Source organism: Geodermatophilus sp. SYSU D01180 (genome assembly GCF_054050415.1).
In genome coordinates this window covers 92871-117678 of record NZ_JBJGZH010000015.1, presented here as the reverse complement: position 1 = coordinate 117678, position 24808 = coordinate 92871, and the positions used below count along the sequence as shown (strand labels likewise).

The 24808-nt window shown below is 76.2% G+C and carries 24 protein-coding genes and 2 tRNA genes; 15 read left to right on the top strand and 11 right to left on the bottom strand.

Going from position 1 to position 24808, the window contains the following annotated elements; all coding sequences use genetic code 11:
- Positions 1–207: 207 nt before the first annotated feature.
- Positions 208–1632 carry an amino acid permease gene (locus ACI8AA_RS15105; RefSeq protein WP_457045220.1) on the top strand — a complete coding sequence of 475 codons (1425 nt, stop codon included), beginning with the start codon at positions 208–210 and terminating at the stop codon, positions 1630–1632.
- Entirely contained in the window at positions 1629–2474 is an 846-nt protein-coding gene (locus ACI8AA_RS15100; RefSeq protein WP_457045219.1) for a universal stress protein, read from the top strand. Before ACI8AA_RS15105 ends, ACI8AA_RS15100 begins: the two co-directional genes overlap by 4 nt.
- 121 nt (positions 2475–2595) lie before the next feature.
- On the opposite strand, the gene ACI8AA_RS15095 is transcribed toward ACI8AA_RS15100, so the two are convergent.
- Positions 2596–3336, bottom strand: a complete 741-nt coding sequence (locus ACI8AA_RS15095; RefSeq protein WP_457045218.1) for a MerR family transcriptional regulator — start codon at positions 3334–3336, stop codon at positions 2596–2598.
- Positions 3337–3399: 63 nt separating this feature from the next.
- On the opposite strand from ACI8AA_RS15095, the gene ACI8AA_RS15090 reads away from it, so the two are divergent.
- Positions 3400–3867 carry a DUF6194 family protein gene (locus ACI8AA_RS15090; RefSeq protein ID WP_457045217.1) on the top strand — a complete coding sequence of 156 codons (468 nt, stop codon included), beginning with the start codon at positions 3400–3402 and terminating at the stop codon, positions 3865–3867.
- A 62-nt stretch (positions 3868–3929) separates the two neighbouring features.
- Here ACI8AA_RS15090 and ACI8AA_RS15085 read toward each other — a convergent pair.
- From ACI8AA_RS15085 to ACI8AA_RS15075, 3 genes are all read right to left on the bottom strand, one after another.
- Positions 3930–4002: transfer RNA gene (locus ACI8AA_RS15085), tRNA-Arg, on the bottom strand.
- 21 nt (positions 4003–4023) lie between these two features.
- A tRNA-Ser gene (locus ACI8AA_RS15080) sits at positions 4024–4112 on the bottom strand.
- Positions 4113–4207: 95 nt separating this feature from the next.
- Positions 4208–5410, bottom strand: a complete 1203-nt coding sequence (locus ACI8AA_RS15075) for an MFS transporter (RefSeq protein WP_457045216.1) — start codon at positions 5408–5410, stop codon at positions 4208–4210.
- A gap of 94 nt (positions 5411–5504) precedes the next feature.
- Here ACI8AA_RS15075 and ACI8AA_RS15070 point away from each other — a divergent pair, with 94 nt between their 5' ends.
- Positions 5505–6038: a CGNR zinc finger domain-containing protein gene (locus tag ACI8AA_RS15070; RefSeq protein ID WP_457045215.1), complete on the top strand. Its 534-nt coding sequence runs from the start codon at positions 5505–5507 to the stop codon at positions 6036–6038.
- Positions 6039–6112: 74 nt separating this feature from the next.
- A complete protein-coding gene (locus ACI8AA_RS15065) occupies positions 6113–7555 on the top strand; it encodes a phosphatase PAP2 family protein (protein WP_457045214.1) in 1443 nt (480 codons plus the stop codon).
- Positions 7556–7645: 90 nt separating this feature from the next.
- Here the strand turns inward: ACI8AA_RS15065 and ACI8AA_RS15060 are convergent, their stop codons facing one another.
- On the bottom strand, positions 7646–8287 hold the full coding sequence (locus tag ACI8AA_RS15060) for a hypothetical protein (RefSeq protein ID WP_457045213.1): 642 nt from the start codon (positions 8285–8287) through the stop codon (positions 7646–7648).
- A gap of 142 nt (positions 8288–8429) precedes the next feature.
- Here ACI8AA_RS15060 and ACI8AA_RS15055 point away from each other — a divergent pair, with 142 nt between their 5' ends.
- The 5 genes from ACI8AA_RS15055 to ACI8AA_RS15035 all read left to right on the top strand — a co-directional run bounded on the left by ACI8AA_RS15055 (position 8430) and on the right by ACI8AA_RS15035 (position 13138).
- A complete protein-coding gene (locus ACI8AA_RS15055; RefSeq protein ID WP_457045212.1) occupies positions 8430–8975 on the top strand; it encodes a DoxX family protein in 546 nt (181 codons plus the stop codon).
- Positions 8972–10024 carry a PHP domain-containing protein gene (locus ACI8AA_RS15050; protein ID WP_457045222.1) on the top strand — a complete coding sequence of 351 codons (1053 nt, stop codon included), beginning with the start codon at positions 8972–8974 and terminating at the stop codon, positions 10022–10024. The genes ACI8AA_RS15055 and ACI8AA_RS15050 overlap by 4 nt, the downstream gene beginning before the upstream one ends.
- 55 nt (positions 10025–10079) lie before the next feature.
- Complete coding sequence (rfbA, locus tag ACI8AA_RS15045) at positions 10080–10940, top strand: glucose-1-phosphate thymidylyltransferase RfbA (protein ID WP_457045211.1); 861 nt, start codon at positions 10080–10082, stop codon at positions 10938–10940.
- Positions 10941–11061: 121 nt separating this feature from the next.
- Positions 11062–12396, top strand: a complete 1335-nt coding sequence (locus tag ACI8AA_RS15040) for a hypothetical protein (RefSeq protein ID WP_457045210.1) — start codon at positions 11062–11064, stop codon at positions 12394–12396.
- 199 nt (positions 12397–12595) lie between these two features.
- Complete coding sequence (locus tag ACI8AA_RS15035; RefSeq protein WP_457045209.1) at positions 12596–13138, top strand: sugar transferase; 543 nt, start codon at positions 12596–12598, stop codon at positions 13136–13138.
- Positions 13139–13148: 10 nt separating this feature from the next.
- Here ACI8AA_RS15035 and ACI8AA_RS15030 read toward each other — a convergent pair whose 3' ends face one another.
- Positions 13149–13421, bottom strand: coding sequence for a hypothetical protein (locus ACI8AA_RS15030; protein ID WP_457045208.1), 273 nt, complete (start codon positions 13419–13421; stop codon positions 13149–13151).
- A 230-nt stretch (positions 13422–13651) separates the two neighbouring features.
- On the opposite strand from ACI8AA_RS15030, the gene ACI8AA_RS15025 reads away from it, so the two are divergent.
- Positions 13652–14410, top strand: coding sequence for a methyltransferase domain-containing protein (locus ACI8AA_RS15025; RefSeq protein ID WP_457045207.1), 759 nt, complete (start codon positions 13652–13654; stop codon positions 14408–14410).
- Positions 14411–14426: 16 nt separating this feature from the next.
- Here ACI8AA_RS15025 and ACI8AA_RS15020 read toward each other — a convergent pair whose 3' ends face one another.
- The 5 genes from ACI8AA_RS15020 to ACI8AA_RS15000 form a co-directional block, all read right to left on the bottom strand.
- Positions 14427–14642, bottom strand: a complete 216-nt coding sequence (locus ACI8AA_RS15020) for a hypothetical protein (protein ID WP_457045206.1) — start codon at positions 14640–14642, stop codon at positions 14427–14429.
- A gap of 143 nt (positions 14643–14785) precedes the next feature.
- Positions 14786–16270, bottom strand: a complete 1485-nt coding sequence (locus tag ACI8AA_RS15015) for a glycosyl hydrolase family 28-related protein (RefSeq protein ID WP_457045205.1) — start codon at positions 16268–16270, stop codon at positions 14786–14788.
- 239 nt (positions 16271–16509) lie between these two features.
- Entirely contained in the window at positions 16510–17559 is a 1050-nt protein-coding gene (locus tag ACI8AA_RS15010) for a glycosyltransferase (protein WP_457045204.1), read from the bottom strand.
- An 88-nt stretch (positions 17560–17647) separates the two neighbouring features.
- A complete protein-coding gene (locus ACI8AA_RS15005) occupies positions 17648–18823 on the bottom strand; it encodes an OmpA family protein (RefSeq protein ID WP_457045203.1) in 1176 nt (391 codons plus the stop codon).
- A gap of 16 nt (positions 18824–18839) precedes the next feature.
- The gene (locus ACI8AA_RS15000; protein WP_457045202.1) at positions 18840–19370 is read right to left on the bottom strand and encodes a YdcF family protein; all 531 of its coding nucleotides are present in this window, start codon (positions 19368–19370) and stop codon (positions 18840–18842) included.
- A gap of 323 nt (positions 19371–19693) precedes the next feature.
- Here ACI8AA_RS15000 and ACI8AA_RS14995 point away from each other — a divergent pair, with 323 nt between their 5' ends.
- Genes ACI8AA_RS14995 through ACI8AA_RS14980 form a run of 4 tightly spaced genes read left to right on the top strand, consistent with a single transcriptional unit; the run spans position 19694 to position 24766 of the window.
- Positions 19694–21190, top strand: a complete 1497-nt coding sequence (locus ACI8AA_RS14995; RefSeq protein ID WP_457045201.1) for a Wzz/FepE/Etk N-terminal domain-containing protein — start codon at positions 19694–19696, stop codon at positions 21188–21190.
- Positions 21187–22539, top strand: a complete 1353-nt coding sequence (locus tag ACI8AA_RS14990) for a lipopolysaccharide biosynthesis protein (RefSeq protein ID WP_457045200.1) — start codon at positions 21187–21189, stop codon at positions 22537–22539. Before ACI8AA_RS14995 ends, ACI8AA_RS14990 begins: the two co-directional genes overlap by 4 nt.
- Positions 22536–23417, top strand: coding sequence for a glycosyltransferase family 2 protein (locus ACI8AA_RS14985; protein ID WP_457045199.1), 882 nt, complete (start codon positions 22536–22538; stop codon positions 23415–23417). The genes ACI8AA_RS14990 and ACI8AA_RS14985 overlap by 4 nt, the downstream gene beginning before the upstream one ends.
- Positions 23414–24766, top strand: coding sequence for an O-antigen polymerase (locus ACI8AA_RS14980; RefSeq protein WP_457045198.1), 1353 nt, complete (start codon positions 23414–23416; stop codon positions 24764–24766). Before ACI8AA_RS14985 ends, ACI8AA_RS14980 begins: the two co-directional genes overlap by 4 nt.
- The last annotated feature ends 42 nt before the right edge of the window (positions 24767–24808 follow it).

The window sequence follows — 24808 nt, the reverse complement described above, 5'->3', positions numbered from 1 at the left end:
CCCCCCCCCCCCCCCCCCCCCCCCCCCCGCCCCCCCCCCCCCCCCCCCCCCCCCCCCCCCCCCCCCCCCCCCCCCCCCCCCCCCCGCCGCCCGCCCCCCCCCCCCCCCCCCCCCCCCCCCCCCCCCCCCCCCCCCCCCCCCCCCCCCCCCCCCCCCCCCCCGGGGGAGCACGGTGGGCGCGGTCGACCCGCCGTCGAGGAGGTCCGCGTGAGTGCTCCCTCCGTGCGCTCCCAGCTGTTCCGGCGGAAGCCGGTCGCGCTCATGGTCGAGGAGACCGGCGCCGGCGACCCCGAGGGCGGGGCGCTGGCCCGCCGCCTCGGCGTCGGTCAGCTCATGGGGCTGGGCATCGGCGCCACCATCGGCACCGGGATCTTCTTCGTGATGAGCACGGCGGTGCCCGAGGCCGGTCCCGCCGTCGTCGTCTCGTTCGTGCTGGCGGCGGTCACCGCCGGGTTCACCGCGCTCTGCTACGCGGAGCTCGCCTCCACCATCCCGGTCGCGGGCTCGTCGTACTCCTACGCGTACGCCACGCTCGGCGAGGTCGTCGCCTACGTCGTCGGCTGGTGCCTGGTGCTGGAGTACGCGGTCAGCTCGGCGGCGGTGTCGGTGGGCTGGAGCGAGTACCTCAACGAGCTGCTCGACGACCTGCTCGGCGTGCGCATCCCCGACACCCTGTCCTTCGCCCCCGGCGCGGGCGGTGCGGTCAACCTCCCGGCGATCGTGCTGGTGACGCTGTGCGCGCTGCTGCTGGTCCGCGGGGCCAGCGAGTCCGCGCGGGCCAACGCGGTCATGGTGGTGCTCAAGGTCTGCGTCCTGCTGTTCTTCTCCGCCGTCGCGTTCACCGCCTTCGACGCCGGCAACCTCGCGCCGTTCGCCCCGCTCGGCGTGGCCGGGGTCAGCGCCGCGGCGTCGTCGATCTTCTTCAGCTTCATCGGCCTGGACGCCGTCTCCACCGCCGGCGAGGAGGTGCGCGACCCGCGCCGGACGCTGCCGCGGGCGATCATCGGCGCCCTGGTCGTGGTGACGACGGTGTACCTGCTGGTCGCCTTCGCCGCGGTCGGCGCCCAGGCCGCCGGCGCCTTCGAGGGGCAGGAGGCCGGGCTCGCGGTGATCCTCGAGGACGTCACCGGGTCGCGCTGGCCGGCGATCGTCCTGGCCGCCGGGGCGGTGGTCTCGATCTTCTCGGTGACGCTGGTCACCATGTACGGCCAGACGCGGATCCTGTTCGCGATGAGCCGGGACGGCATGGTCCCGTCGCTGTTCAGCCGGGTCGACCGCCACACGCTGACCCCGGTGCGCGGCACCGTCGCCGTCGCGCTGTTCGTCGGCCTGCTGGCCGGGTTCGTCCCGCTGGACTTCCTCGTCGACCTCACCAGCATGGGCACGCTCGTGGCGTTCACCGTGGTGTCGATCGGGGTGATCGTGCTGCGCCGCACCCAGCCGGACCTGCCGCGCGGCTTCCGGGTGCCCGGCTTCCCGGTGGTGCCGGTGCTGTCGGTGGCCTTCTGCCTCTACCTGATCTGGGGGCTGCCCGGGATCACCTGGGCGCTGTTCGCCGGCTGGCTGGCGATCGCCGCGGTCGTCTACGTCACCTACGCCCGCACCCACTCGGCGCTGCGGACGCCCCGGTGACCCTCGTCGTCGGCCACCCGGCCGACCTGGAGGACGGCGGCGTGGCCCACCTCCACCTGGCCGCGACGCTCGCCCGCACCGGCGGGGACGACGTCGTGGTGGCCACGGTGGTCCCGCGGGGCTTCCCGGACCCGCGGGTGGACCACGAGTACCGGACGTGGGTCGCCGACGTCGTCCGCTCCCGCCAGGGCCGGGCGGCGCACGACCTGCGGGAGGCCGGGGTGGCCGAGGTGCGCACCGTCGCCCTCGAGGCGCCGTCGGTGCCGGCCGGGCTGGTCACCGTGGTCGGGCAGGTCGGCGGGACGCTGCTGGTCCTCGGCCGGGAGGGCGCGGTGCCCGAGCACCTCCTGCGCTCCTCCCCCGTGCCGCTGGCGCTGGCCGGGCGGGCGGGCTCACCCGGCCGGCGGGTGACCCGGGTGACCTGCGCGTGGGCCGGCACCGACCGCTCGCGCGCCGCGCTGGCCTGGGCGCGGCGCCGCGCGGCCGCGTGGGAGGTGCCGCTGCGCCTGGTCACCTTCGCGCCCGAGCGCGACCCGCTGCTGCCCTCGGAGACCGGCCTGCACGTCGAGCGCGAGGTGAGCTCCGCGTGGGCCCGGCAGGCGCGGGAGGAGCTGGACCGGGTGGCCGCCGGCCTGCCCGGCCCGCCGCAGGCGGCGGTGGCGCGCGGTCCGGGGTGGCCCGGTGCGGTGTCCGCCGCGGGGTGGTCCGACGGCGACCTGCTGGTCGTGGGCTCGTCCCGGCTGGGCCCGCTGGCGCGGGTGTTCCTCGGCTCGACGGCGACCCGCATCGTGCGTGCGGCGCCGGTCCCGGTGGTCGTCGTCCCGCGCGGCACGGAGGGCTGAGGGACACGCCCGGGCGGGGTTGACGACCCTTGTGACGGCGCTCACAGTGGACGTGGGCGGGGGCAGCCGGCAATCGAGTGGCCACCGACAGCTCGGTGGACCGACCAACGCGGCCAGACCGTCAGGACCGGCCCCCCGCCCCTCGACCTCCTCCCCCGGCTCCCGCGCCGAGCAGCGCGGCGAGCGCCGCGGTCCCCTCGAACAGCGCCCGGGACCGGGCGTCGACGTCGGCGTCCCGGGCGGCCAGTGCGGCGCGGACGTCGTCGTGCCGGCCCGCCTCGCGGAACCGCGGCACCAGCTCGCGGAGCGGGCCGGTGCGGTACCCCGCCCGGCGCAGCTGGTGGACGATCCGGGCGTCCCGGACGTCGGCCGGGGAGTAGCGGCGCGCCTCGCCGGCTCCCCGGCGCGGGCTGACCAGCCCCTCGGCGTCCCAGTGCCGCAGGGTCGACGGGCGCACACCGAGGGCCGCGGCGAGCTCGCCGACGCCCATCGCGTCGGAGGGCCGCACGTCCCGGATCGGCTCGCCGGCGATCAGCTCCGCGGCCTCGTGGGCGAGGGCCAGGTCGCGCCGCTCGGTGTCCAGCCGGGCGTGGGCGGCGTCGAGGAGGCGGAGCAGCCCCGGCGGGTCCCGGTGGGCGGTGCGGAGGAGCTCCTTCGCATGGACCGGCCCGACGGCGGCCGCGAGCGCGCGGTGGGCCAGCGCCGCGCGGACGTGCTCCTCGGTGAAGGTGCGGTACCCCGACGCGGTGCGCGTGGCCGCGGGCAGCACGCCCTCGGCCTCGAGGTCGCGCACGTGCTGCACCGAGCACCCGGCCCGCCGCGCGACGTCGACCGTGCGCAGGCCCGACTGGAGACCCCGCACCGGCACCTCCCCGCCTTCCCGGGCCTGACCCTCCACGAGCACGTGAATGCCACGCTCGAAGGCGTGGACGTCGACGAGATCATCGGGCACGTCACCGCACTGGGCGGCGTCCTGGTGCTGCGGCCGGGGCCCGGCGACGGCTCGCCGGAGGCGGCCTGGGGCGACGTCTTCCTCTACTGGGCGCCCGACGGCGTCGTGCCGCGGACCCAGCCGTTCGCGACCGTCGTGACGAGGGACCAGCCCGGCGACCGGTCCTCGCGGCTGGACCGGCCCGGGACGTTCCGCGTGAACGTCGGCGTGGGGCGGGAGGAGTTCACCGCGCTCGTCGGGCGGGCGCCGCGGGAGCCGGCCGGCGACGACGACCCCGCACCGGACGAGGCCGACACCGTGCTGGCGCACCCGGTCTACGGCGACCTGGGCTGGGTCTGCGTGGTCGACCCGGGGCCGCGGACGGCGGCGACGGTGCGCGACCTGCTGACCCGGGCGCACGCGCGGGCCCGGGCGCGGTCGGAGCGGCGCGCACGGGCGTGAGGAACACCACGGCCCCGCTCCTGCGTGAGGAGCGGGGCCGTGGCGGTGTCTCAACCAAGACGTGCACCCGAAGGGATTCGAACCCCTAACCTTCTGATCCGTAGTCAGATGCTCTATCCGTTGAGCTACGGGTGCGTGCTGTGCAGTTGTCGTGCGCGGAGGCTCCGGGATTTGAACCCGGGATGGGGATTAACCCAAACCGCATTAGCAGTGCGGCGCCATAGACCGGACTAGGCGAAGCCTCCCGGGGTCCGAGTCCCCCCGGAACCACCGGAGAAGAGACTACCAGCGGCCTCCGCGGCCCTCCCAGCCCGGGGGGTCCGGACCGGGAGGGCGGGGCTCAGACGGCCACCCGCTCCCGCGCGGACGACGCCGCGCGGCGGCCCGGCAGCAGGGTCACCAGCACCGCGACGGCGGCGCCGGCCACCGCCAGCACCAGGCTGCCGCTCACCCCGTGCGGGCCGTCGATCAGCGCCCCGCCGAGCGCCGCGCCGACCGCCGAGGCACCGGTGGCCATCGTGGACAGCCAGGTGAAGGCCTCCGTGGTGGCGTGCGCCGGGGCCAGCGCGCCGACCAGCGAGTTCTGCACGGTGAGCGTCGGCGCGATCGCCGTGCCGCCGAGGAACAGCAGCGCGCCGAGCACCCACGGGCTGGACGCGGCGGCCAGCGGCGCCAGGCCGATCGTGACGCCGAGCAGCAGCCACCGGTACTGGCGCGGCAGCGAGGCGCTCACCACCCGGGCGCCGAACCACAGGCCGCCGGCGACCGAGCCCAGCGACCACAGCGCCAGCAGCAGCCCGGACATCCCGGGCGAGCCGGCGGCGTCGGCGAACGCCGGGATGGCCACCTCGAGCGCGCCGAAGCCGAGCATCAGGGCCGAGCCGCTGACCAGCACCCGCGGCATGCCGGGGGCGAGCACGGTGGCGAAGGGGCTGGTGCGCTGGGTGGCCGGCACGGGCACCCAGCCGCGCAGCGCCCCCGACGCCGCGATGCCCAACGCGCCGGCCACCGCGAGCAGGCCGGCGACGCCGAGCGCCCACGCGGGGCCGGTGAGGACGGCGAGCGTCGCGACCAGCGTGGGGCCCGCGACGAAGACCAGCTCGGTGGCGGTGGCGTCGAGGGCGAAGGCGGTGCCGCGCACCCGCGGGTCGACCCGCGACCACAGCGCCCGCACGGTGCCCGACACCAGCGGCGTCGCGGCACCGGCCGCGCCCGACGCGGCGACGACGACCGCGATCGGCGCGCCGCCGAGGACGACGGCCACCAGCACGGCGAGCAGCAGGGGGTAGGCGCCGGCCTGGGCGAGCAGGACCGGGCGCGGGGTGCGCCGGTCGGCGAGCCGGCCGAGCACCGGCGCCATGGCGGCCATCGCGAGGCCGTAGGTCGCCGACGCGAGGCCGGCGGCGGCGTAGGACCCGGTCTGCTGCTGCACCATGAGCAGCAGCGCCAGCGGGACCATCGCCGAGGGCAGCCGGCCGGCGAAGCCGGCGAGCAGCAGCACGGGGGCGGACGGCAGGCGCCAGACGGACAGGTACGAACGCACGACGGAACTCACTTCGGAAGATCGCGAAAGCGGAACAGTAGGGGGTCAAGGCTCGTTGACCCCCTACGACGATAGCAGGGCGGTAGGGAGTCACATGGACTACGACACCTACGGGTCGAATGCCGTGGAACTGGCCATCGACCTGGCCAACACCGACCGCGCGGCGGACCCGGACTGGGCGGTGGCCTTCCTGCGCGCCCACGACGAGTGGTTCACCCCCGAGACGGCGCTGGAGCTCTCCCCCGCCGAGACCCGCCGCGCCGGCGCGACCGCCGAGCTGGTCCGCGCGGTCGCTGTCGCCGGGACGCAGGACGACGTCATCGCCCGGCTCAACGAGCTGCTCGCCCTGGCCCGGCCGCACCCCTATGCCACCGACCACGACGGCGAGCTGCACCTGCACTACGCGCGCCCCGACGCCTCCGCGCTCGAGCAGCTGACGACGACCGTGGCGATGGGGCTGTCCCAGGTGGTGGCCCAGCACGGGTGGCAGCGGCTCGGCGTCTGCTCGGCCGAGGGCTGCGACGACGTCTACGTGGACACCTCGCGCAACGCCAGCCGCCGGTACTGCTCGAACACCTGCGCCAGCCGCTCGACCGTCGCCGCCTACCGGGCCCGCCGGAAGGCCTGAGCCCCCGGTGCGGCGTCCCGCCGCGGGTCCGCGAGCGGTGGGGGCAGAGGGGTCCGTCAACTAGCGTCCCGCGGGTGACCCCGCTGCGGCTGCGCCACTGGGACGCCCGGCTGCACGCCGCCGTCGGCGCGCTGCCCGCGAGCCCGGCCGACCGCTGGCTGCGGCGGCTGTCCCGGGCGGCCGACCACGGCAAGCTCTGGCTCGCGATCGCCCTGGTCCTCGGGCTGCGCCGCGGGTCGCTGCGACGGGGCGCGGTGCGGGGCGCGGGCTCGCTGGCGGTGGCCAGCAGCGTGGTCAACGCCGTCCTCAAGCGGCTGTTCGGCCGGGTGCGGCCCGACCTCGCGAACCTGGCCTCCCACCGGAAGCTGCGCCGCGCCCCGGACACGTTCTCGTTCCCGAGCGGCCACTCGTCGTCGGCGGCCGCCTTCGCCACCGGGGTGGCCATGGAGAACCCGCTGGCCGGGGCTGCGCTGGCCCCGCTCGCGGTGGCGGTCGGCTACTCGCGGGTGCACGTGGGCGTGCACTACCCCGGCGACGTCGTCACCGGGCTGGCCATCGGGGCCGGCGTGGCGCTGGCCGGCCGGCGGTGGTGGCCCGTGCGCCCGACCGAGCCGGCGCGCGTGCGGCCCGGGAGCAGCGCCCCCGCCCTGCCCGACGGCGAGGGCCTCGTGGTCGCCGTCAACCCGCGGTCGGGGCCGGACGGCTACGACCCCGCCGAGGAGGTCCGGCGCCTGCTGCCCCGCGCCGAGGTGCTGACGGCGTCCGAGGAGTGCGGCGTGGGGGACCTGCTCGAGGAGGCCGCGCGGTCGGGACGGGCGACGGCCCTCGGCGTGGCCGGCGGGGACGGCAGCGTGGCGGCCGCCGCGGCGGTCGCGCTGGAGGCCGGGCTGCCGCTGGCCGTCCTCCCCGCGGGGACGCTCAACCACTTCGCCCGCGACCTCGGGGTCGAGACGCTCGAGCACGCCGCCGACGCGGTGACGGCCGGGCAGGCGGTGTACGTGGACGTCGCCGACGTCAACGGGGTGCCGTTCCTCAACACCGCGAGCATCGGCGTCTACCCGGAGCTCGTGCGGCGCCGCGACGCCCTCGAGGGCCGGCTCGGCCGGTGGACCGCGACGGCGGTGGCCGCGGCCCGGGTGCTGCGCGCCGGGACGCCGGTGTCGATGGTGCTCGACGGGCGCCCGGTCGAGGTCTGGATCCTGTTCGTGGGCAACTGCCGCTACACCCCGCGCGGCCTGGCCCCGGCGTGGCGGCCGCGGCTGGAGGACGGCCTGCTCGACGTGCAGTACCTGCGCGCCGACGTCCCGTTCAGCCGCACACGGGCGGTGCTCGGCGCCCTGCTCGGGATCAGCGACCGCAGCTCCGGATACGCCACCTCCGCGACGCCGGAGCTGCACGTGCACCTGTGGTCGGGCCCGCAGCGCGTCGCGTACGACGGCGAGACGGGCGAGGCGGCGTCGTCGTTCGTGTTCGGCAAGCGCGCGCCGCTCACGGTGTACTGCAGCCGCACGTCCTGACCCACGCCCACTGCGGGTGTTCCTCGTGCCCTGCCGGTCCTGCAGCACCCGCGACGCACGAGGAACGCCCTCACTGCGGCCGCGGCCGGCTCACCGGCGGGGGCGAGCGACCGCCGTCCCGGACCGGACCACCGCCATGACCGCGACCGCGGCCAGCGCCTCGCCCAGCTCCTCGACGAACATCGCCGGCGCGGCCGCGAGACCGCCCGCGAGCACCCCGGCCCGAGAGGTCAGCACGTCGAGGCCCAGCGCGGCGAGCGCGTAGCCCGCGAGCGCGGCCACCACCCGGGCGGTCGCGGCGACGCCCCACGCCCGTCCAGCCACCGCCAGCAGCCCCAGCGACGGGACGGCGACGGCGAGCCCGAGGAGCAGCGTCGTCAGCGGGGACGTCTCCGTCTTCGCCAGCGAGTGCGCGCTCGCCAGCTTCAGGACCGCCAGCGCCAGCGCGGCGGCCGCGACCGCCGCCCACCACAGCCGGGCCCGGCCGGTGGCCGGGCGGCACGCGCGCCCCGCGAGCACCACGACGGCGACGAAGACGCCGGTGGTGAACAGGCGCGGCAGGCCGCCGACCGCGTCGAGGTCGAGCAGCCGGCCCGCGGCCGACCCGGCGCAGTGCCCCGTCCCGCAGTGCACGCGCACCACGAGGGCCGCGCGGAAGAGGACGATCGCGGTCAGCCCGAGCAGGAGCACCCACCACGCGGGCCGCCACTGCGGACGGGCCGACGGGTGCACCGGCCGATCATCGCGCGCCGCGGCCGGCGGGCGCACTGACCGAGCGCGAGGAGGTGCTGATCACTAGGTTTCGACCAGGTGTCCCTCACCGCCGCCTGGGCATGGGACACGCCGAACGCCCCATCGACGGAAGAGGTTCTCCATGTTGGTCCGCCGGATCGCCCGGCCCCTGCTCGCAGCGTCGTTCCTCTACGGCGGCGTCGACACCCTGCGCAACCCGCAGACCCGCGTACCGGGCGCCCAGCCGGTGGTCGACACGATCACCAGGACGGCGGACCAGCAGCTGCCGGTCCAGGTGCCGCGCGACACCGAGCAGTGGGTCAAGATCGACGCCGGCATCAAGGTCGGCGCGGGCGCCCTGTTCGCGCTCGGCAAGCTGCCCCGCCTGAGCGCGCTCGCGCTGGCCGGGAGCATCGTCCCGACGACCTTCGCCGGCCACCGCTTCTGGGAGCACGAGGACCCGGAGGAGCGCTTCGGCCAGCTGTCGAACTTCCTCAAGAACGCCGGCCTCCTGGGCGGCCTGCTGATCGCCGCCGTCGACACCGAGGGCCGCCCGTCGGTCGGCTACCGGGCCCGCCGGGCCGCCAAGCGCGCCGCGGAGTCGACGGAGAAGAACTACGAGAAGGCCACCCGGCGCGCGGCCAAGGCCCAGAAGAAGGCCGCACGAAAGGCGAGGAAGGCCAGCTGAGCACCCCCCTCGGACCCGCGGCCGCGCTCCGGAGGATCGCCTTCCTCCTGGAGCGCGCCCGCGAGCCCACGCACCGGGTCGCCGCGTTCCGCACCGCGGCGGCCGTCGTCGACACGATCGGGCCCGAGGAGCTCGACCGGCGGATCCGCACGCGCACGCTCACCGACCTGCGCGGCATCGGCCCCAAGACCGGCGCCGCGATCGTGCAGGCGCACGCCGGCGAGGTGCCGGAGTACCTGGCCCGGCTGGAGGAGGCCCACTCCGAGCTCGTGCCGCTGGCCGACGACGTCGCCGAGTTCCGAGCCACCCTGCGCGGCGACCTGCACACGCACTCGGACTGGTCCGACGGCGGCAGCCCGATCCGCGAGATGGCCGAGGCGGCGATCGGGCTGGGCCACGAGTACATGGCCCTGACCGACCACTCCCCGCGGCTGACCGTGGCCAACGGGCTGACGGCGGAGCGGCTGGAGCGCCAGCTCCACGTCGTCGCCGAGTTGAACGCGGAGCTCGCGCCGTTCCGGATCCTCACCGGCATCGAGTGCGACATCAACGTCGACGGCAGCCTCGACCAGACCGACGAGCTGCTCGGCCGGCTCGACGTCGTGGTGGCCAGCGTCCACTCCGACCTGCGCGCCGAGTCCGCGGCCATGACCGAGCGGATGCTCGCCGCGGTCGCCAACCCGCACACCGACGTCCTCGGGCACTGCACGGGGCGGCTGCTGATCCCCCGCGAGCAGCGGGAGGGGCGGCGGCAGCGGCCGCGGCCGGAGAGCGCCTTCGACGCCGAGGCCGTGTTCACCGCCTGCGTGCGGCACGGCACCGCCGTCGAGATCAACTCCCGGCCCGAGCGGCTGGACCCGCCGCTGCGGCTGCTGTCCCTCGCCGTCGAGCTGGGCTGCCAGTTCGCCATCGACACCGACGCGCACGCCCCCGGCCAGCTGGACTGGCAGGGCAACGGCTGCGAGCGCGCCGTCGAGACCGGCGTCGACCCCGACCGGGTGGTCAACACCTGGACCGCGGACGAGCTGCTCGACTGGACCGCCGGCTGACCGGCGCACTCCGAGTCGCCCCGGTACCGATGGTCAGCCGCTACGGTCGCCCCCCGTGCGCGGAATCATCCTGGCCGGTGGCACCGGCAGCCGGTTGTGGCCCATCACCCAGGCGGTCAGCAAGCAGCTGATGCCGGTCTACGACAAGCCGATGATCTACTACCCGCTCAGCACGCTGATGATGGCGGGCATCCGCGAGGTGCTGGTCATCACCACCCCCGCGGACCGGCCGGCCTTCGAGCACCTGCTCGGCGACGGGAGCCGGTGGGGCATACAGCTGAGCTACGCGGAGCAGCCGCGCCCCGAGGGCCTGGCCCAGGCCTTCCTCATCGGCGCGGACTTCATCGGTGACCAGCCGGTGGCCCTCGTCCTCGGCGACAACATCTTCTACGGCAGCGGCCTCGGGACCGACCTGGCCCGCCGTCCCGCCCCCGAGGGCGGCCACGTCTTCGCCTACCACGTGGCCAACCCCGCCGAGTACGGCGTCGTCGACTTCGACGCCGACGGCCGCGTGGTGTCGATCGAGGAGAAGCCGGCCCAGCCGAAGAGCTCCTACGCCGTCCCGGGCCTGTACTTCTACGCCCCCGACGTCGTGGAGGTCGCGCGCGGCATCCGGCCCAGCGCCCGCGGGGAGCTGGAGATCACCGCGGTGAACGACCACTACCTGATGGAGGGCCGGCTCACCGTCACCGTCCTCGAGCGCGGGACGGCCTGGCTCGACACCGGGACGACGACCACGCTCATGCAGGCGGCCGAGTTCGTCCGGGTGATCGAGGACCGGCAGGGCCTGAAGATCGGCTGCCCCGAGGAGGTCGCCTGGCGGCAGGGCTGGCTGAGCGATGCTGAGCTCCGGACGCTGGCCGAGCCGCTGGTCAAGAGCGGGTACGGCCGCTACCTGCTGGGCCTGCTGGGCTGACCGCCGCCGGGCACGGAGCTGGCACGTCTGCTCACCTGCTGTGACCGGACACGCCAGGACGGCCGCCGGCGGGGCTTCGGGGACTTGACGGGCGCCCCCGCGAAGGCAGAGCGTCCGCCGGGTGACGAGCCGGGGGCCGGGAGGCGCCGACCCGGGCGGGGGGCACCGGATCGGGCTCCCCCTCGGGCGCGGGCCGCTGCCCACCGTCACCCGCTTCGTCCTCGCCTGCGCGCTCGCCGTCGCCGCCTGGGTGCTCCTGACGGCGCTCGCCCCCGACGCCCGGGCGGACGAGCCCCCGGCTCCCGGTGCCACCACGGCCGACGCGCCGGCCACCCCCGAGGAGCCGGCCCCCGAGCCGGAGGCGGCGCCTCCCGGCGACCCGGGTACCGGTTCCGACGAGCCCGCGGCCCCGGCACCTGAGGAGCCCGCGGACGAGCCGCCGGCGTCAGAGGTCCCGGAGTACGTCCCGCCGACGCCCGAGGAGCCGCACCACGTGCCCGCGGCGCCCGAGGAGCCGGAGTACGTGCCCCCGCTGCCCGCCGAGCCGGAGGACGTGCCGTCGGCCACCGAGGAGCCGGAGCACGTGCCCCCGGCCACCGGCACGACGGTGCCCGACGCCTCCGCGCCGCCGGTCACCTCCGTCCCGGTGCCTCCCGCGACGAGCCCACCACCGCCCGCCCCGGCCCTGGCACCGACCACGACCACCACCACGACGCCGGACGCATGCGCGGCCCCGGCACCCGCGGCGGCCCCCGTCCCGGACGCCACGGCGCCCGCGACGGCCACGCCCACCACCGCGACGACGTGCGGCACGGCCCAGCCCGCCACGACCCAGCCCGCCACGGCTCCGTCGAGCACCGCTGCGGAGACCGCGTCGACCACCGAGCCGGCCGACGCCACCACGCCGGACCCGGCCGAGGTCGCGGACACGACCGAGGCCGGGACCCAGGCCGCGGCGGAGACGCAGGCCGAGGCCACGGGAGCGGCGCTCGCGGCCGCGGACGCACCGCAGGACGACGTCGTCGAGACCTGCGGCACCGCCGCGTCCGGGTCGGCCACCGGCTCCGGCACGCACACGCCCTACGGGCTCCCGGGCATGCACTCGGTGCGCTCCCCGGCCCCGGCGGCGGACGCGCCCCCACCGCCCGCCTCGCTCCAGGCGACCCTGCCGGACACGGTCGTCCCGTCGTCCGGCGCGCCCGTGTCGCCGCTCCCGCCGCCGCCCCCCGTGCCGCCGGCGCCGCTCCCGCCGCCGTCCCCCACCAGCCTGGGGTCGGGCGGGTGCGGCACGTCGGCGTCCGGCTCGGACGAGCGCACCCGCGGCGGCGAATGCCCGTCCGCGGTCCTGCCCGGCGACTCGCCTGCCGATGAGCAGGTCGTCCGCGGTGCCGCCCCGAGCGGGGCGGCCGGCGACGTCGACACCGTCGCGGAGGGGCCGGGCGCCCGTCCCGACTGAGCGGCCCCGGCGGACGCCTGCCCGCCTGCCCGCCCCGTCCGGACCCCGTCTCCCGCGGCCGTCGTGCCGCGCCCCGAGGACTGATCCCCATGCGCACCACCCCGCGCGGCCGGACCCTGCCGGCCCACCCCCTCGGCGGGCCGTGCCCGGCGCCGCCCCCGCCCTGCGCCCCCCACCTCCCCGGGAGGCCGTGATGTCCATGGCCCTCCCCGGACGGCCGGGCGGCCTGCGGTCCCCGGGACCGTCCCCGCTGGCCAAGGCCGTCCTCGACCGGCTGCTCGCCACGCTGCTGCTCGCCTGCACCGCGCCCTGGATCGCCCTGGTCGCGCTGCTGGTCTGGAGCACCGAGGACGGCCCGGTGCTCGTGCGCGACCGTCGCGTCGGCCAGGGCGGGCGCCCGTTCACCCTGCTGCGCCTGCGCACCCCGGCCTGGACCCACGCCGGCGGGAGCCGCGTCGGCGCCGTCCTGCGATGGACCAACCTCGCCGACCTGCTGCAGCTGGTCAACGTGCTCCGCGGGGAGATGTCCCTGGTCGGCCCGCGCCCCGCCAACGGTCCGCGTCCGGACGCCGTCGTCCGCGGCCGGCTCAAGCCCGGCCTGGTGGGCCTGCGGGCCCTCGGCCGCGCCGACGAGGACGAGACCGTCCTCAGCGAGCGCTACGCCCGCGAGTGGACGCCGTGGCTGGACCTGCGGATCCTCTGGCGGTCACTGGTCGGCGCCGGGACCCGGCCGGTCGCCTGACGGCGCGCGGTCAGCGCACGTCGTCGTCGGGCCGGTCGGCGTCCCAGGACGGGAGCCGGTCGTCGGAGCCGTACGGCGGGGCGACCCCGCCGGGGTCGAAGGGGGCGAGCGGCCCCGGGACGGTCCGGCCGTCGCGGTGCCCGCGGGCGGGCGTGGCGGCCCGGGCCTCGAGCGTGCGCCGCTCCTCGCGCCGGTCGGCCGCACGGATGGCCCGGGCGACGAGGACCGCGAGGAGCGCGGTCCCGGCGAGCCAGAGGACCCCGATCACGAGTGACGTGGTCATGAGCCCCCTTGGGGGTGTCGGGGACGGCGGGCGAGCCCCGAGGTGGACGTCGCTGACATGATCCCCTGTCCAGGTGCCCCGGACAACCACCTGGCCGCCGCCCGCCGCGACGCGCGGGCGCCACGCCGGAGGAGGCGACCGGCGCGCGGCAGGAGGTTGACGACGGCCACCGTCCCGGGTTCGCTCCTCGCGGTTCCCCTGCCGATGACACCGACCCCGAGGACGGGCCGATGCTCTCCACTGCCCTCTGGAAGGCCGCGCAGGCCGGACGCCGCCTCACCGCCGCCCGGAGGAGGGCCGGGGCCGCCGGGCTCGCCGCCGAGCTCCGGCGTCTGGGCGGGGAGCTGGCCGGCATCCCGATGGCCCTGGCCCGGGAGCTGGCCTTCGACCTCAGGCGGGGTGTCCGCACCCGGGGCTTCACCCGTAACGAGGAGCACGTGGCGGCCCGGTCCGTGGGCGGCGACCCGGTCTTCTACCAGCCGACCGGGCTGCGCCCGCTGCGCGAGGCGCTGGCCGCGGTGCCGGTCGACCGGCGGCGGGCCACCGTGGTCGACCTGGGCGCCGGGCGGGGCCGGGCGGTGCTGCTGGCGGCGGAGGCCGGCTTCGGCCGCGTGGTCGGCGTCGAGCTGGACGAGCGCCTGGTCACCGAGGCGGCGGACAACCTGCGCCGGTGGCGGCGACGCGCCCCGCGGGGGGCGGCCCGCGAGGTGAGCGTCGTCCGGGGCGACGCCGCGACCGCACCGCTGCCGGCCGGCCCGCTGGTGGTCACGATGTTCAACCCGTTCGGCGCCACCACGCTGGACCTGGTGCTGCGGTCGCTGTGCGCGGCGCGGGAGGACGACCCCGAGCCGGCGTGGGTCGTCTACGTCCACCCGGTACACGAGGCGACGCTCACCCGGTTCCCCGAGCTGTCGGCGCACGCCCGCGGCCGGGGCTGGGTGGTCTACCGGCTGACCTCGGAGTCCGAGGTGCTCGCCGAGGCGGGCTGAGCCACCCGGGCCGGTCTCAGGAGGCCAGCGACGCCTCGTCGCGGGGCGCGGGGACGGCGACCACCGGCCGGCGCCGCAGCGCCGACACGACGCCCTGGGCCTTCTCGCGCCGGGCGGCCACAGCGCGGGCGCCCTCGGAGGCGTCGGCACGGCGCAGGAGACGACCGAGGCCCAGGCCGAGCAGGAGCAGGACCGCCGGCCACACGATCGCGGCCACCATCAGCACCGTCACGCGTCCTCCTTCGTCGAGGGGCGACCGGCCCGCGTCGCCCGGAGTGAGGACACGGTCACGTTCTGAAGGCAGACCTTACACCCGGCACAGGGGTGGTCACACTCTGTCGGTCTCCGGGGCGTCACAGGGAGCGGAGTCCGTAATCAGGGACCGACGGTCAGTTCCCCGGCCCGAGGGCCGCACACCGTCTCCTCGACCCCGTCGAGGTCGTTGCCGCGCACCGTGACGTCGGAGACCCGTGCGGCGTCGGGCCACTCCGCGTGCACGGCGCACGAGCCGTCCTCGTCCGCGGTCACCGCGACGCGGTTGCCCGCCACGGTGATCCCGCGGGCGTTGAAGGCCGTCCGCGGCGGGGACGTGGAGCTGCCGTCGAAGGACAGGGCCATGAGCGGCGCCCCGCGGCTGGGCTGCCAGGTGATGGCGTTGTCGGAGAACTCGACGTCGGTGGTGTCCCACGGGGAGCTGTAGAGGACCAGCGCGGAGCCGACGACGCCGTCCAGCCGGTTGCCGGTGACCTGCGCGCTGTGCACCTGCGACAGCCGCACCACCGCGTCGGTCCACGCGCCGTTCCCGTCGACGGTGTTGCCGCGGACGGTCAGCCCGGTGATGAGGTGGTGGTAGGTCCAGTTGCCGTCCGGCGGCATGTCCTGGTCGATCGCGCGCACGGGCTCACCGCCGAACGCCTCGAAGGGGGTCATCCGGAACTCGTTGTCGACGATCTCGACGTCGTGGATCTCCCCGGTCCCCAGGGCGTTGAACACCACGCCGCGGCCGGAGTCGAGGAACCGGTTGCCGGAGACGGTGATCGCGTCCTGCAGCTGCAGGTCCGAGGCCTCGTCGGGGCCGATGTACACCGCCGGCCAGCTGTCGTTGATGACGCTGTCCGTCACCGACTCCCGCGGGCCGTGCAGCTCCACGCCACCGCTGAAGTCGAACGGCTGCTGGTCGTGGTCGACGAGGATCCGCTCGACGGTGACGTCGGACGAGGTGAAGTACAGCGCCGAGAAGTCGATCTGGTTCCGGTTGCCGGGGATCGACGTCCCGCCGTTGAGGAACGACGAGTCACGCACCGTGATCCCGCTGCCCCCGTTCTGGGTGACCACGTAGTTCTGCCCTGGCGTGTCCCGCATGGTGACGCCGTCGAGCGTGACGTCCTGCGCCGCGTAGAGGTAGAGGCCGTAGCCGGTGATCGTGCGCCTGGGCGGCACCAGGTTGCGGGGGCCGTTGAGGTCGAGGGTCAGCCCGGAGATCGTCACGCCGCTGACCGAGTCCCCGAAGAAGACGTTGCCACCCCACGCCGTGTCGGAGGCTGCGACGACGCCGTCGGCCATCACGAACACGGCGCCGGGGTCGGCCGTGATGGTCTGCCCGTCGCGCAGGTGGAACACGAAGTCCGCGCTGATGACGTCGTTGCGCGGGGTGGCGTAGGACCCCAGCAGGTACGTGCCGGCGGGCACGTGCACCGCCGTCGCCTCGGCCAGCGCGCGCCGCAGCGCGGGGGCGTCGTCGGTGACCCCGTCCCCGGTCGCGCCGAAGGTCCGGACGTCGACGGCTCCCGGCGCGGGAGGAGCCCCGGTACCCGGCGCCCCGACGGGAGGACCGGACGACGACGGAGCCGCTGACGGCACCGGAGGCCGATCCCCGCCGGTACCGCCGGCGACGAGCACCCCGACGCCCACCAGGACCACGGCGACCACTGCCAGGCCGGCGGCCACGAGGACGCGGCGGGAGGGACGCCGTCTGCGCCCGTGCGGCACCGCCGCGTCCGACATCGCCCCGTCCCGTCGTCCGTCGTCCGTTCCAGCCGGGAACCCGTCCCGGACCGTCGGTACAGCCGAACGACCTCGTGCTCCCCCGGGTTCCGCGCTCAGGATCCCCCGTCCGTCCCCGCCGGGGTCCCGGCGGCCGTCGCAGGCACCGCCGGACCGGTTCCGTCGGGGAGCCGCAGGGCCTCGACGAAGGCGCCGCGCCACGCGGCGTAGCTGTAGTGCTCCTCGACCGCCCGCCGGGCGGCCGCGCCCCGCTCCCGACGCGCGGCCTCCGGCTCCTGCAGCACGGTCAGCAGCGCATCCACCCACTCGTCGGTGCCGGTCGCGGCCGGGGCGCCGAACTGCTCGAGCACCCGCGCGTTGACGCCGACCGGCGTGGCCACCGATGGCAGTCCCGCGGCGCCGTACTGCAGCAGCTTGTAGGCGCACTTGCCGCGGGTGAACGGGGTGTCGGGCAGCGGCATGATCCCGGCGTCGGCGGGGGCGAGCAGGGCGTCGGTCTCCCGGCCGGCCCAGGCGACGCGGTCGGCCATGACCTCCAGGTCCCCCAGCGGCCGCGCGCCTGCGCTGACGACCGTCAGCCGCGCCCCGGTGCGCCGGTGCACCTCGAGGAGCGCCGGCGCGACGTCGGCCAGGTAGGGCTCGGTCGACGGCGACCCCAGCCACACCAGCCGCGGCACCTCGCCGACGGCGTAGTCCGTCTTGCGCGGGTAGTCGTCGGGGTGCACGCAGCTGGGCACGACCCGCACCTCGGGGTTCAGCCGTGCGGCCGCGTCGGCGAGCAGCTCGTTGCCGGCGATCACCAGGTCCGCCCCCTGCACTGCCGTCGACCAGCCGGCGGCCTCGCCGAAGAAGCGGTGCACCCCGCCCCGGTCGTCGGCGAAGAGCGCGTCGTCGAAGTCGAAGACGCCCCACTCCGAGCGACGGAGCAGGTCCGCCTCCACCCGGCCGCGGGTGAACGGCCCCAGTGACCGGGAGACCAGCAGCCGCTCCCACCCGGGCCCGCGGCTGACCCGGCGCAGCCGTTGCTCGGCGCGCAGGACCTCCAGGGGTCGGCGCAGCAACGTGCCGGGCCGGACGTTCGGCGTCCCCATGTAGTCGAGCACGGCGTCGGCCTCCAGCCCGAGGAAGCGCAGCCACTCGAGCACGCGGACGCGGGTGCTGGCGCCCGCCGACCCGTACGACGAGCCGACGGCGATCCGGGGGACGTGCGTCGGGACGGGAGGAGTCGTTCCGTCAGACACACCGCACCGGCTCGGTGAAGTCGATGCGGATGGTCCGGTTCAGCGCCGCGGCCGCCGGGACGAGGTGACCTGTGGAGTCGCGGTCGGACACGTAGCCCGGGAAGTCGCTGCCCAGGCCGAGGACGTGCAGCTGGGGGATCGGCACCCCTAGGTCGATCAGGACGTAGGCGACCTCCTGCGCCCGGTCCTCGCTGAACTGTCGCAGCACGGCGGGGTCCCCCACGGCGGGGTGGGTGCCGAAGACCTCGGCGATCAGCTCGGGCCGGGCGATGAGCTGCTCCGCGTACGGCCGGAGGAGCTCCGCTGCGGCGCGCTCGTCGAGCAGGGTCGGCTCGCCGGGGTGGAAGCCCAGGGGCCCGCCGGTGAGGGTCAGGGTGTCGCCCGTGCACCGGATCCCCGGGTCGATCTCCACCGGCCGCACGCCCGGCAGGCCCTGTTCCGGGTCCCCCGACAGGCGGACGTCGCCCTGCTGGACGACGACCGCCCCGGCACGCTCGGCGACGGCGGTCCAGATCGAGGCCAGCTGCGTGCGGCGGGCATCGTCGAGGGGCTGCTGCGGCGCCGCGGTGTCGCCGAGGCCCTGGAAGACGACCGACCAGCCGCGCAGGTCGGGCAGCCGGCCGAAGTCCGCGAGGGTGTCCGCGACCTCGCGCGGGTCGGCGTCGAGCATCCCCGGCTCGGTGAAGTCCAGCGCCCCGGCGGTGGACAGGCCCGAGTCCACGACGACGAGGGTGCGCAGCCCCGAACTGACGTCCACCGTCTGGACGCCGAGGTCGATCGCCGACAGCAGGTCGGTCTCCGGTGTCCGGGCCCGTGCCGCGGCGACGGCGTCGTCGATCCGCGCCCGGTTCTCCGCGTACTGGCCGTCGCGCTCCCCGGCGTCCGGGGCGTCGGCGACCAGAGGCGCCGCCTGACCGTCCTGGAACGGTGCGCCGTCGGCGACCACCAGGGAGAACCACGACTGCTGCGCGACCGCGACGTCGCGGGCCGACGCGGCGACACCGGTCAGTTCGGCCGGCGCCGCGTTGGCCCGCCCGCCGACCACGACCACCAGGGCACCGCTCGGCTCGGCCGCCGTCCCGGGGTCCGCACACGCGGCCGCGGTCCCCACGACGGCGAGCGAGACCAGGGCGGCCGCCCACCGGGACGCGCCGGGGCTGTTCCTCATTCGTTCTCCATGACGGTCAGCAGTCCTCGTCGGTCAGGGCGGCCACCAGACCGCCCACCTCGTGCACGATCGCGACACCCCAGCGTGCCAGCGAGATCGTCGGCCGGGCCGCGACCATCGCGACCTCGGCCTCGGTGCACCTCTGGACCAGCAGGCCGGCGCGCTCCACGTGATAGGTGCTCGTCACCACGGTGATGCGGGTCCACCCGTGCCGCTCCACGAGGTCGCCGATGGCCCGCGCCTCCGCGCGCGTGCCGTCGCCGTCCTGCGCCGGCGAGAAGCAGTGGACCACGAGGTCCCCGCGTCCCCCGCACAGGTCCCGCGCGGGCGCGTTCACCTCTCCGCCGGCAGCGGAGACCACCAGGACCCCGGAGCCGGCCTCGGCCAGCTCGATCGCGAGGGGGATGCGGGTCTCGGGGTCGCCGGCCAGCAGCACGACGGCGTCCGTGGGCGCTGCCTCCGCGGTGGAGGGCCAGACGAACGTGTGGATCGCGAGCGCGAGGGCCAGCACGAGCACGCCGGCCACCACGAGGATCCACTTCCGCACGGCTGCGAGCTTCGCCGAGCGACCGCTCCTCCGGTTGCGAGTCGGGCTCGCCACGGAACCCGGCGGCTCCACAGGATACGGCTCATGGGCGAGCCGTCACGACGCGTGATCGGTCGAGAACACAGACCACCGTGAGCGGGGTCGCCCGTGCGGGTGACTCTAGTCCCCCTCGTCGGGATGAGCTGCACGAACCAGGGTCGGAAGGGCTTATCGGGGCTGCACTCGGCGGTTACCGTGTGGCCGGGTCGGAGGCGACGGAGCGTCGCACCGACCGCTGTCGGGCCCCTGAACCGGAGGGGTCGCACTTCTGGCCGAGCGGGGGAATGGTGGAGCTGGCGGACGCGCGACGGGCGCTGCGTGCTCGGTGGTGGTTCCCCGTCCTCGGGGTCCTCCTCGGGCTGGCCGCGGCAGCGGTGGTCCTCTGGCGGGCCACGCCCGTCTACACGTCGACCACGCAGGTGTTCGTCAGCGCCACCGAGGTCACCGACCTCCCGCAGGCGCACGCCGCGGAGCTGTTCGCGATGCAGCGGTTGCAGTCCTACGCGGAGCTGCTCGAGAGCGAGCGCCTCGCGCGCGGCGTCGTCGAGGACCTCGGGCTCGACGAGACGCCGGCCGAGGTGGCCTCGAGGATCCGGGTGGAGCCGATCGCCGAGACCGTGGTCCTCACGGTGACCGTCACCGACAGCACGGCCGACCGCGCCCAGGCCCTGGCCGCCGCCGTGGCCGACGAGTTCACCGAGCAGGTCGCCACGCTGGAGCGGCCGCCAGGGGTCGTCGAGGCCGCGGTGCAGGTGGCGGTCATCGAGCCGGCCACCCACGACCCCGACCCCATCAGCCCCGACCCGGCCCGCGACCTCTCCCTCGGCGGCGGCCTGGGTCTGCTCCTCGGACTCCTGGCCGTGCTGCTGCCCCGGCGCGTCGGGCGCACCGTCGACAGCGCCGACGACGTCCGTGACGCCACCGGGTCCCGTCCCCTGACCGCCCTGGTGGAGGACCCTGCCCCCACCTGGGGAGCGGTGCAGAAGACCCTGGACCCTGCGTCCCCCGACGCCGGGGCCCTGCGCACGCTGCGCGCCCACCTGCAGTTCGGCCACGGGGACAGCCCGCCCAGGGTCGTCGTCCTCACCGGGGTGCTCGCCGGCGAGGGCCGCTCGGCGCTCGCCGCCCGACTGGCCCTCACGCTGGCCCAGAGCGGCACCCGCGTCGCCCTGGTGCAGACAGACCCGGAGACGTCGGACCTCGGCCGCACCCTCGCGCTGCCCGGCACCGCCGGCCTGACCGACGTCCTCGCCGGCACCGCCGACCTCGACTCCGCGCTGCAGCAGTGGGACGGCGCCCCGCTGGCAGTCCTCACCGCAGGCTCGAGCACGCTGGACATCAGCACGTCGACCGCCACCGACGGCATCACCGCACTGGTGGGTCGGCTGCGCGACCGGGCCGCCCTCGTGCTCGTCGACGCGCCGCCGCTGTCGCCGGTGCCCGAGGCCCTGGCCCTCGGCGAGGTCGCCGACGGGTTCCTGCTGGTCAGCCGGTTCGGCGTGACGCTGCGGGACCGGCTGGCCGAAGCCGCCGAGACGCTGGCCCGCACTCCCGCCGGGCTGCTCGGCGTGGTGCTGACCGGCGTGCCCCGCCGCGCCGCCCGATTCCAGCGGCTGCAGATCCCGTATGCAGCGGACCGGCCGGTGGGCACCTCCGCGGCGCCGGCAGTCCCGCCTGCGGTCCCCTCACGGGACGCAGCACGCCCCGGCGGGCCGCCGCGGCCGGCGGAGACGGTCCGCCGGGTCGGCCCCCTGCCGGCGGTCTCCCCGGAACCCTCGTGAGCGCAGAACTGCCGTCGTCGACGGCGGTGGCGGACGGCTCCTCACCTGCCGGCCCCGGACCCGCGGGGACCCGCCCCGTCGACATGGTGCGCGGCGCGCTCGGCACCCTGAAGGCCGGCGGGTTCCTCGACCTGTTCGTCGCGCAGGTCGTCCCGCTCGCGGCCACCTTCGCCATCACCCTGGTCTCGGCGGCGTTGCTGGGCCCCGAACGCCGCGGCGTCCTGACCTACCTCATGACCGGCGCCACGCTGTCCGGCGCGCTGGCCTTCGGCAGCCTCCACGTCCCGGTGGTCGCGGCACTGCGCGACGGCGAGCGCAGCACCCTGCGCCACGGCATCCGACTCGTCGCCGGGTTCTGCGCCGGGCTGGCCGCGACCGGGCTGGCGCTGGTCCTGGTGGGCGAGGCCCAGCGCACGGGGACGGCGCACTCCGACGTCGTCGCCACCGGCTGGGCCCTCATGGGCGGCGCGCTGGTGGTCACCCAGCTGTTCGCCAACCGGGTCCTGCAGGGTCTGGGCCGTAACCGCGGCTACCAGGTGACGATCGTGGTGCAGTGCCTGCTCTACGTCACCGGCGCCGCGCTGGTGCTGGCTACGACCCGCTCGCCGCTGCTGGTGTTCGCCGCCTGGGCCCTGTCGGTCCTGGTGAGCCTCGTGGTCGCCGTTGCACAGCTCGCCCGCCACCTGGCCGGGCACCCCGAGCAGCTCCCTGCTGAGGGCAGCGCCTGGACCTGGCGGCGGTTCCTACGCTCGGCCACCGCCAACAACGTCGGCAGCATCGGCCAGATGGTCATGCTCCGGGCCGACGTGCTGGTGGTCGGCGTGGTCCTCGGTCCCACCGCGGCCGGCATCTACGGCATCGCCCTGTCGCTGACCGAGCTCGCGCTGGTCGTGCCGGAGGCCTTCGCGCTGTCGGTCTTCTCCAGCCGGGCGCGCATGGACGCCGCCCGCTGGGAGGGGCAGCTGCACCGGACGGTCCGGCTGAACGCAGCGGTGGCCGGTCTCGGCGTCGTCGGCATCGCCGGGGCCGCCGTCGTGCTCTCCCTCGGCCCGCTCTCGGCCTACGAGGGCCTGGTGCCGCTGGTGCTCATCGTGCTCCCCGGCGCCGTCGTCGCCGGCTACTCCCGGATCGCGCTGAGCGCCCTGCAGGCCCTCGGCCGGCAGTCGGCGGTGGCCACCTTCGGCGTGCTGGCGCTGGTCCTCGCCGCGGGCTACGTGCCCGGGACCTGGCTCGGCGGCACCACCGGCACCGCCGTCGTCTCGACCGTCGCGTACCTCGTGACGGCGCTGTACCTGCGCACCAGCCTGCGGTCGGCCCTGCGGCCGGTCGCTGGGGAGGAGGACCGGTGACCCGGACGTCGGTCGTGGTGGTGGCCTACCGCTCGGCGGGCTACCTCGAGCGCGGGCTGCCCGCCCTGCTGCGCGACCCCGCCGTGGGGGACGTGGTGGTCGTGGACAACAGCAGCGACGAGGCGACCGCGCGGGTCGTCGGCCGCGCCGACGGGCGGGTCCGCTACCTCGACCCCGGCGCCAACGTCGGCTTCGCGCGGGCCTGCAACCTGGGCATGCACGCGACCGCCGACCCCGTGGTCACCTTCCTCAACCCCGACGTGCTGCTGGAGCGCGGCCTCGCCGAGCTGGTCGAGGCCTGCGCGTCCGACGACCGGCTCGTCCTGGGCGGCGGGATGACCGGGGAGGCCGGTGACGCCATCGGCAACGCCCGCCGTGCCGAGACGCTCGGGACCGAGCTGCGGCGCGCGGTGCTCGGCGCCGGCTCCTCCCTGATGACGCTCGAGCCGGACTCGGGCACCGTGCCGGTCCCCCAGGTCGACGGCGCCTTCCTCATGGCCGCCCGCTCCTTCCTCGACCTGCTGGGCGGCTTCGACGAGCGCTTCGAGCTCTACTTCGAGGACGTCGACATCTGCGACCGTGCCCGCGAGCACGGGCGGGTGCTGCTGGACACCCGCCCCTTCGGCCGGCACGCCGGCGGCGGCAGCTCGCGCACCGTGGCGGCCGTCTCCTACTGCGCCTTCCGGGTCTCCCGCATCCGGTACTTCGCCAAGCGCGGTGGCCGCCCGGCTGCCCTCGCCGCGCTGCTGGTGGCGCTCGCCGAGGGGGCCGCCCGCACGCTCACCCGGCAGCCGGAGGGGTGGCGGGTCCGCTGGCGCGGCCTGCGGCTCTCGGCGCGGGAGGCCCTGCGGCCAGGCACCGTCGAGGTGCTGACGTGAGCGCTGCGCTGGTCCTCATCGCCTCGACGCTGCTGTTCCTGCTGTGCTGGCGCCGGTGGGGTGTGCTCCACCCGCTCACGGTGACCCTCGCGCTCTGGCTGGTCATCGGCCTGCTGCTGGTGATCCGACCGGTCAATCTGGTCCAGCCGAGCCCGCGGGTCGCGGTGGCCGTCGTCCTCGGCCTGACCGCGATGTGCGCCGTGCCGCTGTTGCTCGACCGCACCCCGCGGGTCCGCGAGGGCGCGGCCGCCCCAGCGATTCCTCCGCCCGCCCGCGTGACCGTGCGGGTCGGCCGGCTCGCCGTGGCGGCGGTCGTCGTCCTGGCGCTGGTGCTCTGGGGCACCTGGCAGTACCGCCAGGCCATCTCGGGCGTCCTCGGCGTCCCCTTCAGCGAGCTCGACACCAAGCTGGTCCGCTGGGCCGAGCTGTACGGCGACCTGACGATCAGTGCCCCGGTCGGTGTCGCGCAGGCGCTGGCCCCGCTGCTCGGCGCGCTGGGGATCATCGGCGGGATCTGCCACCGCGGGTGGTGGTTCCTGCTCGTCCCGGTGGCGATCGCCGCCACGATGCAGTCCCCGTCCCGCACCGCCACGCTCACCGTGGCCGTCACCAGTCTGTTCTTCCTCATCCTGCTGCCCCGGGCGGCCGGCCTGGTGCGCCGCCGCCGCCGGCGCCGGCGCCTGCCCGCGGGGGTGCGGATCGGCGCACTGGTGACGCTCGTCGGGAGCGGGGGGCTGGCCTACTTCGGCTTCGTCGGCCAGCAGCTGGACAAGTCCACCCTCCCGGCCGGACTCACGGTGTCCAGCTGGGTGCCCGACTCGCTGGTACAGCCGCTGCTCTACCAGCTCGGCGGGGTCAGTGCGTTCACCGTGGCGGTCGACCAGTCCACCGGCGACGCCGGCCCGTACGGCGAGTGGGGCCGGTCGGTGTACGCCCTCGTGAAGCTCGTCCAGCTGGTCGGCATCCACGTCCCCACTCCCCAGCCGTTCGCCGACTACGTGGACATGCCGATCCCCTTCAACACGTACACGGCGATCGGTGACGCCTACTTCGACTTCGGCCTGGCCGGTGTGGTCCTGGTGTTCCTCCTCACCGGCGTGGTCGTGCACCTGCTGGGCAGGTGGCCGCACCGCGGCCACCCCGCCTCGATCTGGGCGCTGAGCGTGATGGCCGCGGTCCTGACGGCGACGCCCATCCACATGCGACTGCTCGACATCGACGTCCTCGTCCCCGCCGTCGCCGGCTGGCTGCTGGTCGCCTGGGTCCTCCGCCCGGAGGCGGCCCCACCGGCGCCGACGCCCCAGGTGCCGGAGACCGCGGTCGCCGGCGGGGTCCGGGCGGCGCGGTGAGCAGCGACCGGACCGAGGACGCACAGGACGTGGACACACGGG

What these genes read in the sequence shown, in the direction of transcription:
- ACI8AA_RS15005 (WP_457045203.1), bottom strand. Translation starts at nt 18,823, where the DNA reads ATGAGGAACAGCCCCGGCGCGTCCCGGTGGGCGGCCGCCCTGGTCTCG.
- ACI8AA_RS15070 (WP_457045215.1), top strand. Translation starts at nt 5,505, where the DNA reads ATGGACTACGACACCTACGGGTCGAATGCCGTGGAACTGGCCATCGAC.
- ACI8AA_RS15030 (WP_457045208.1), bottom strand. Translation starts at nt 13,421, where the DNA reads ATGACCACGTCACTCGTGATCGGGGTCCTCTGGCTCGCCGGGACCGCG.
- ACI8AA_RS15055 (WP_457045212.1), top strand. Translation starts at nt 8,430, where the DNA reads ATGTTGGTCCGCCGGATCGCCCGGCCCCTGCTCGCAGCGTCGTTCCTC.
- ACI8AA_RS15035 (WP_457045209.1), top strand. Translation starts at nt 12,596, where the DNA reads ATGGCCCTCCCCGGACGGCCGGGCGGCCTGCGGTCCCCGGGACCGTCC.
- ACI8AA_RS15025 (WP_457045207.1), top strand. Translation starts at nt 13,652, where the DNA reads ATGCTCTCCACTGCCCTCTGGAAGGCCGCGCAGGCCGGACGCCGCCTC.
- ACI8AA_RS14995 (WP_457045201.1), top strand. Translation starts at nt 19,694, where the DNA reads ATGGTGGAGCTGGCGGACGCGCGACGGGCGCTGCGTGCTCGGTGGTGG.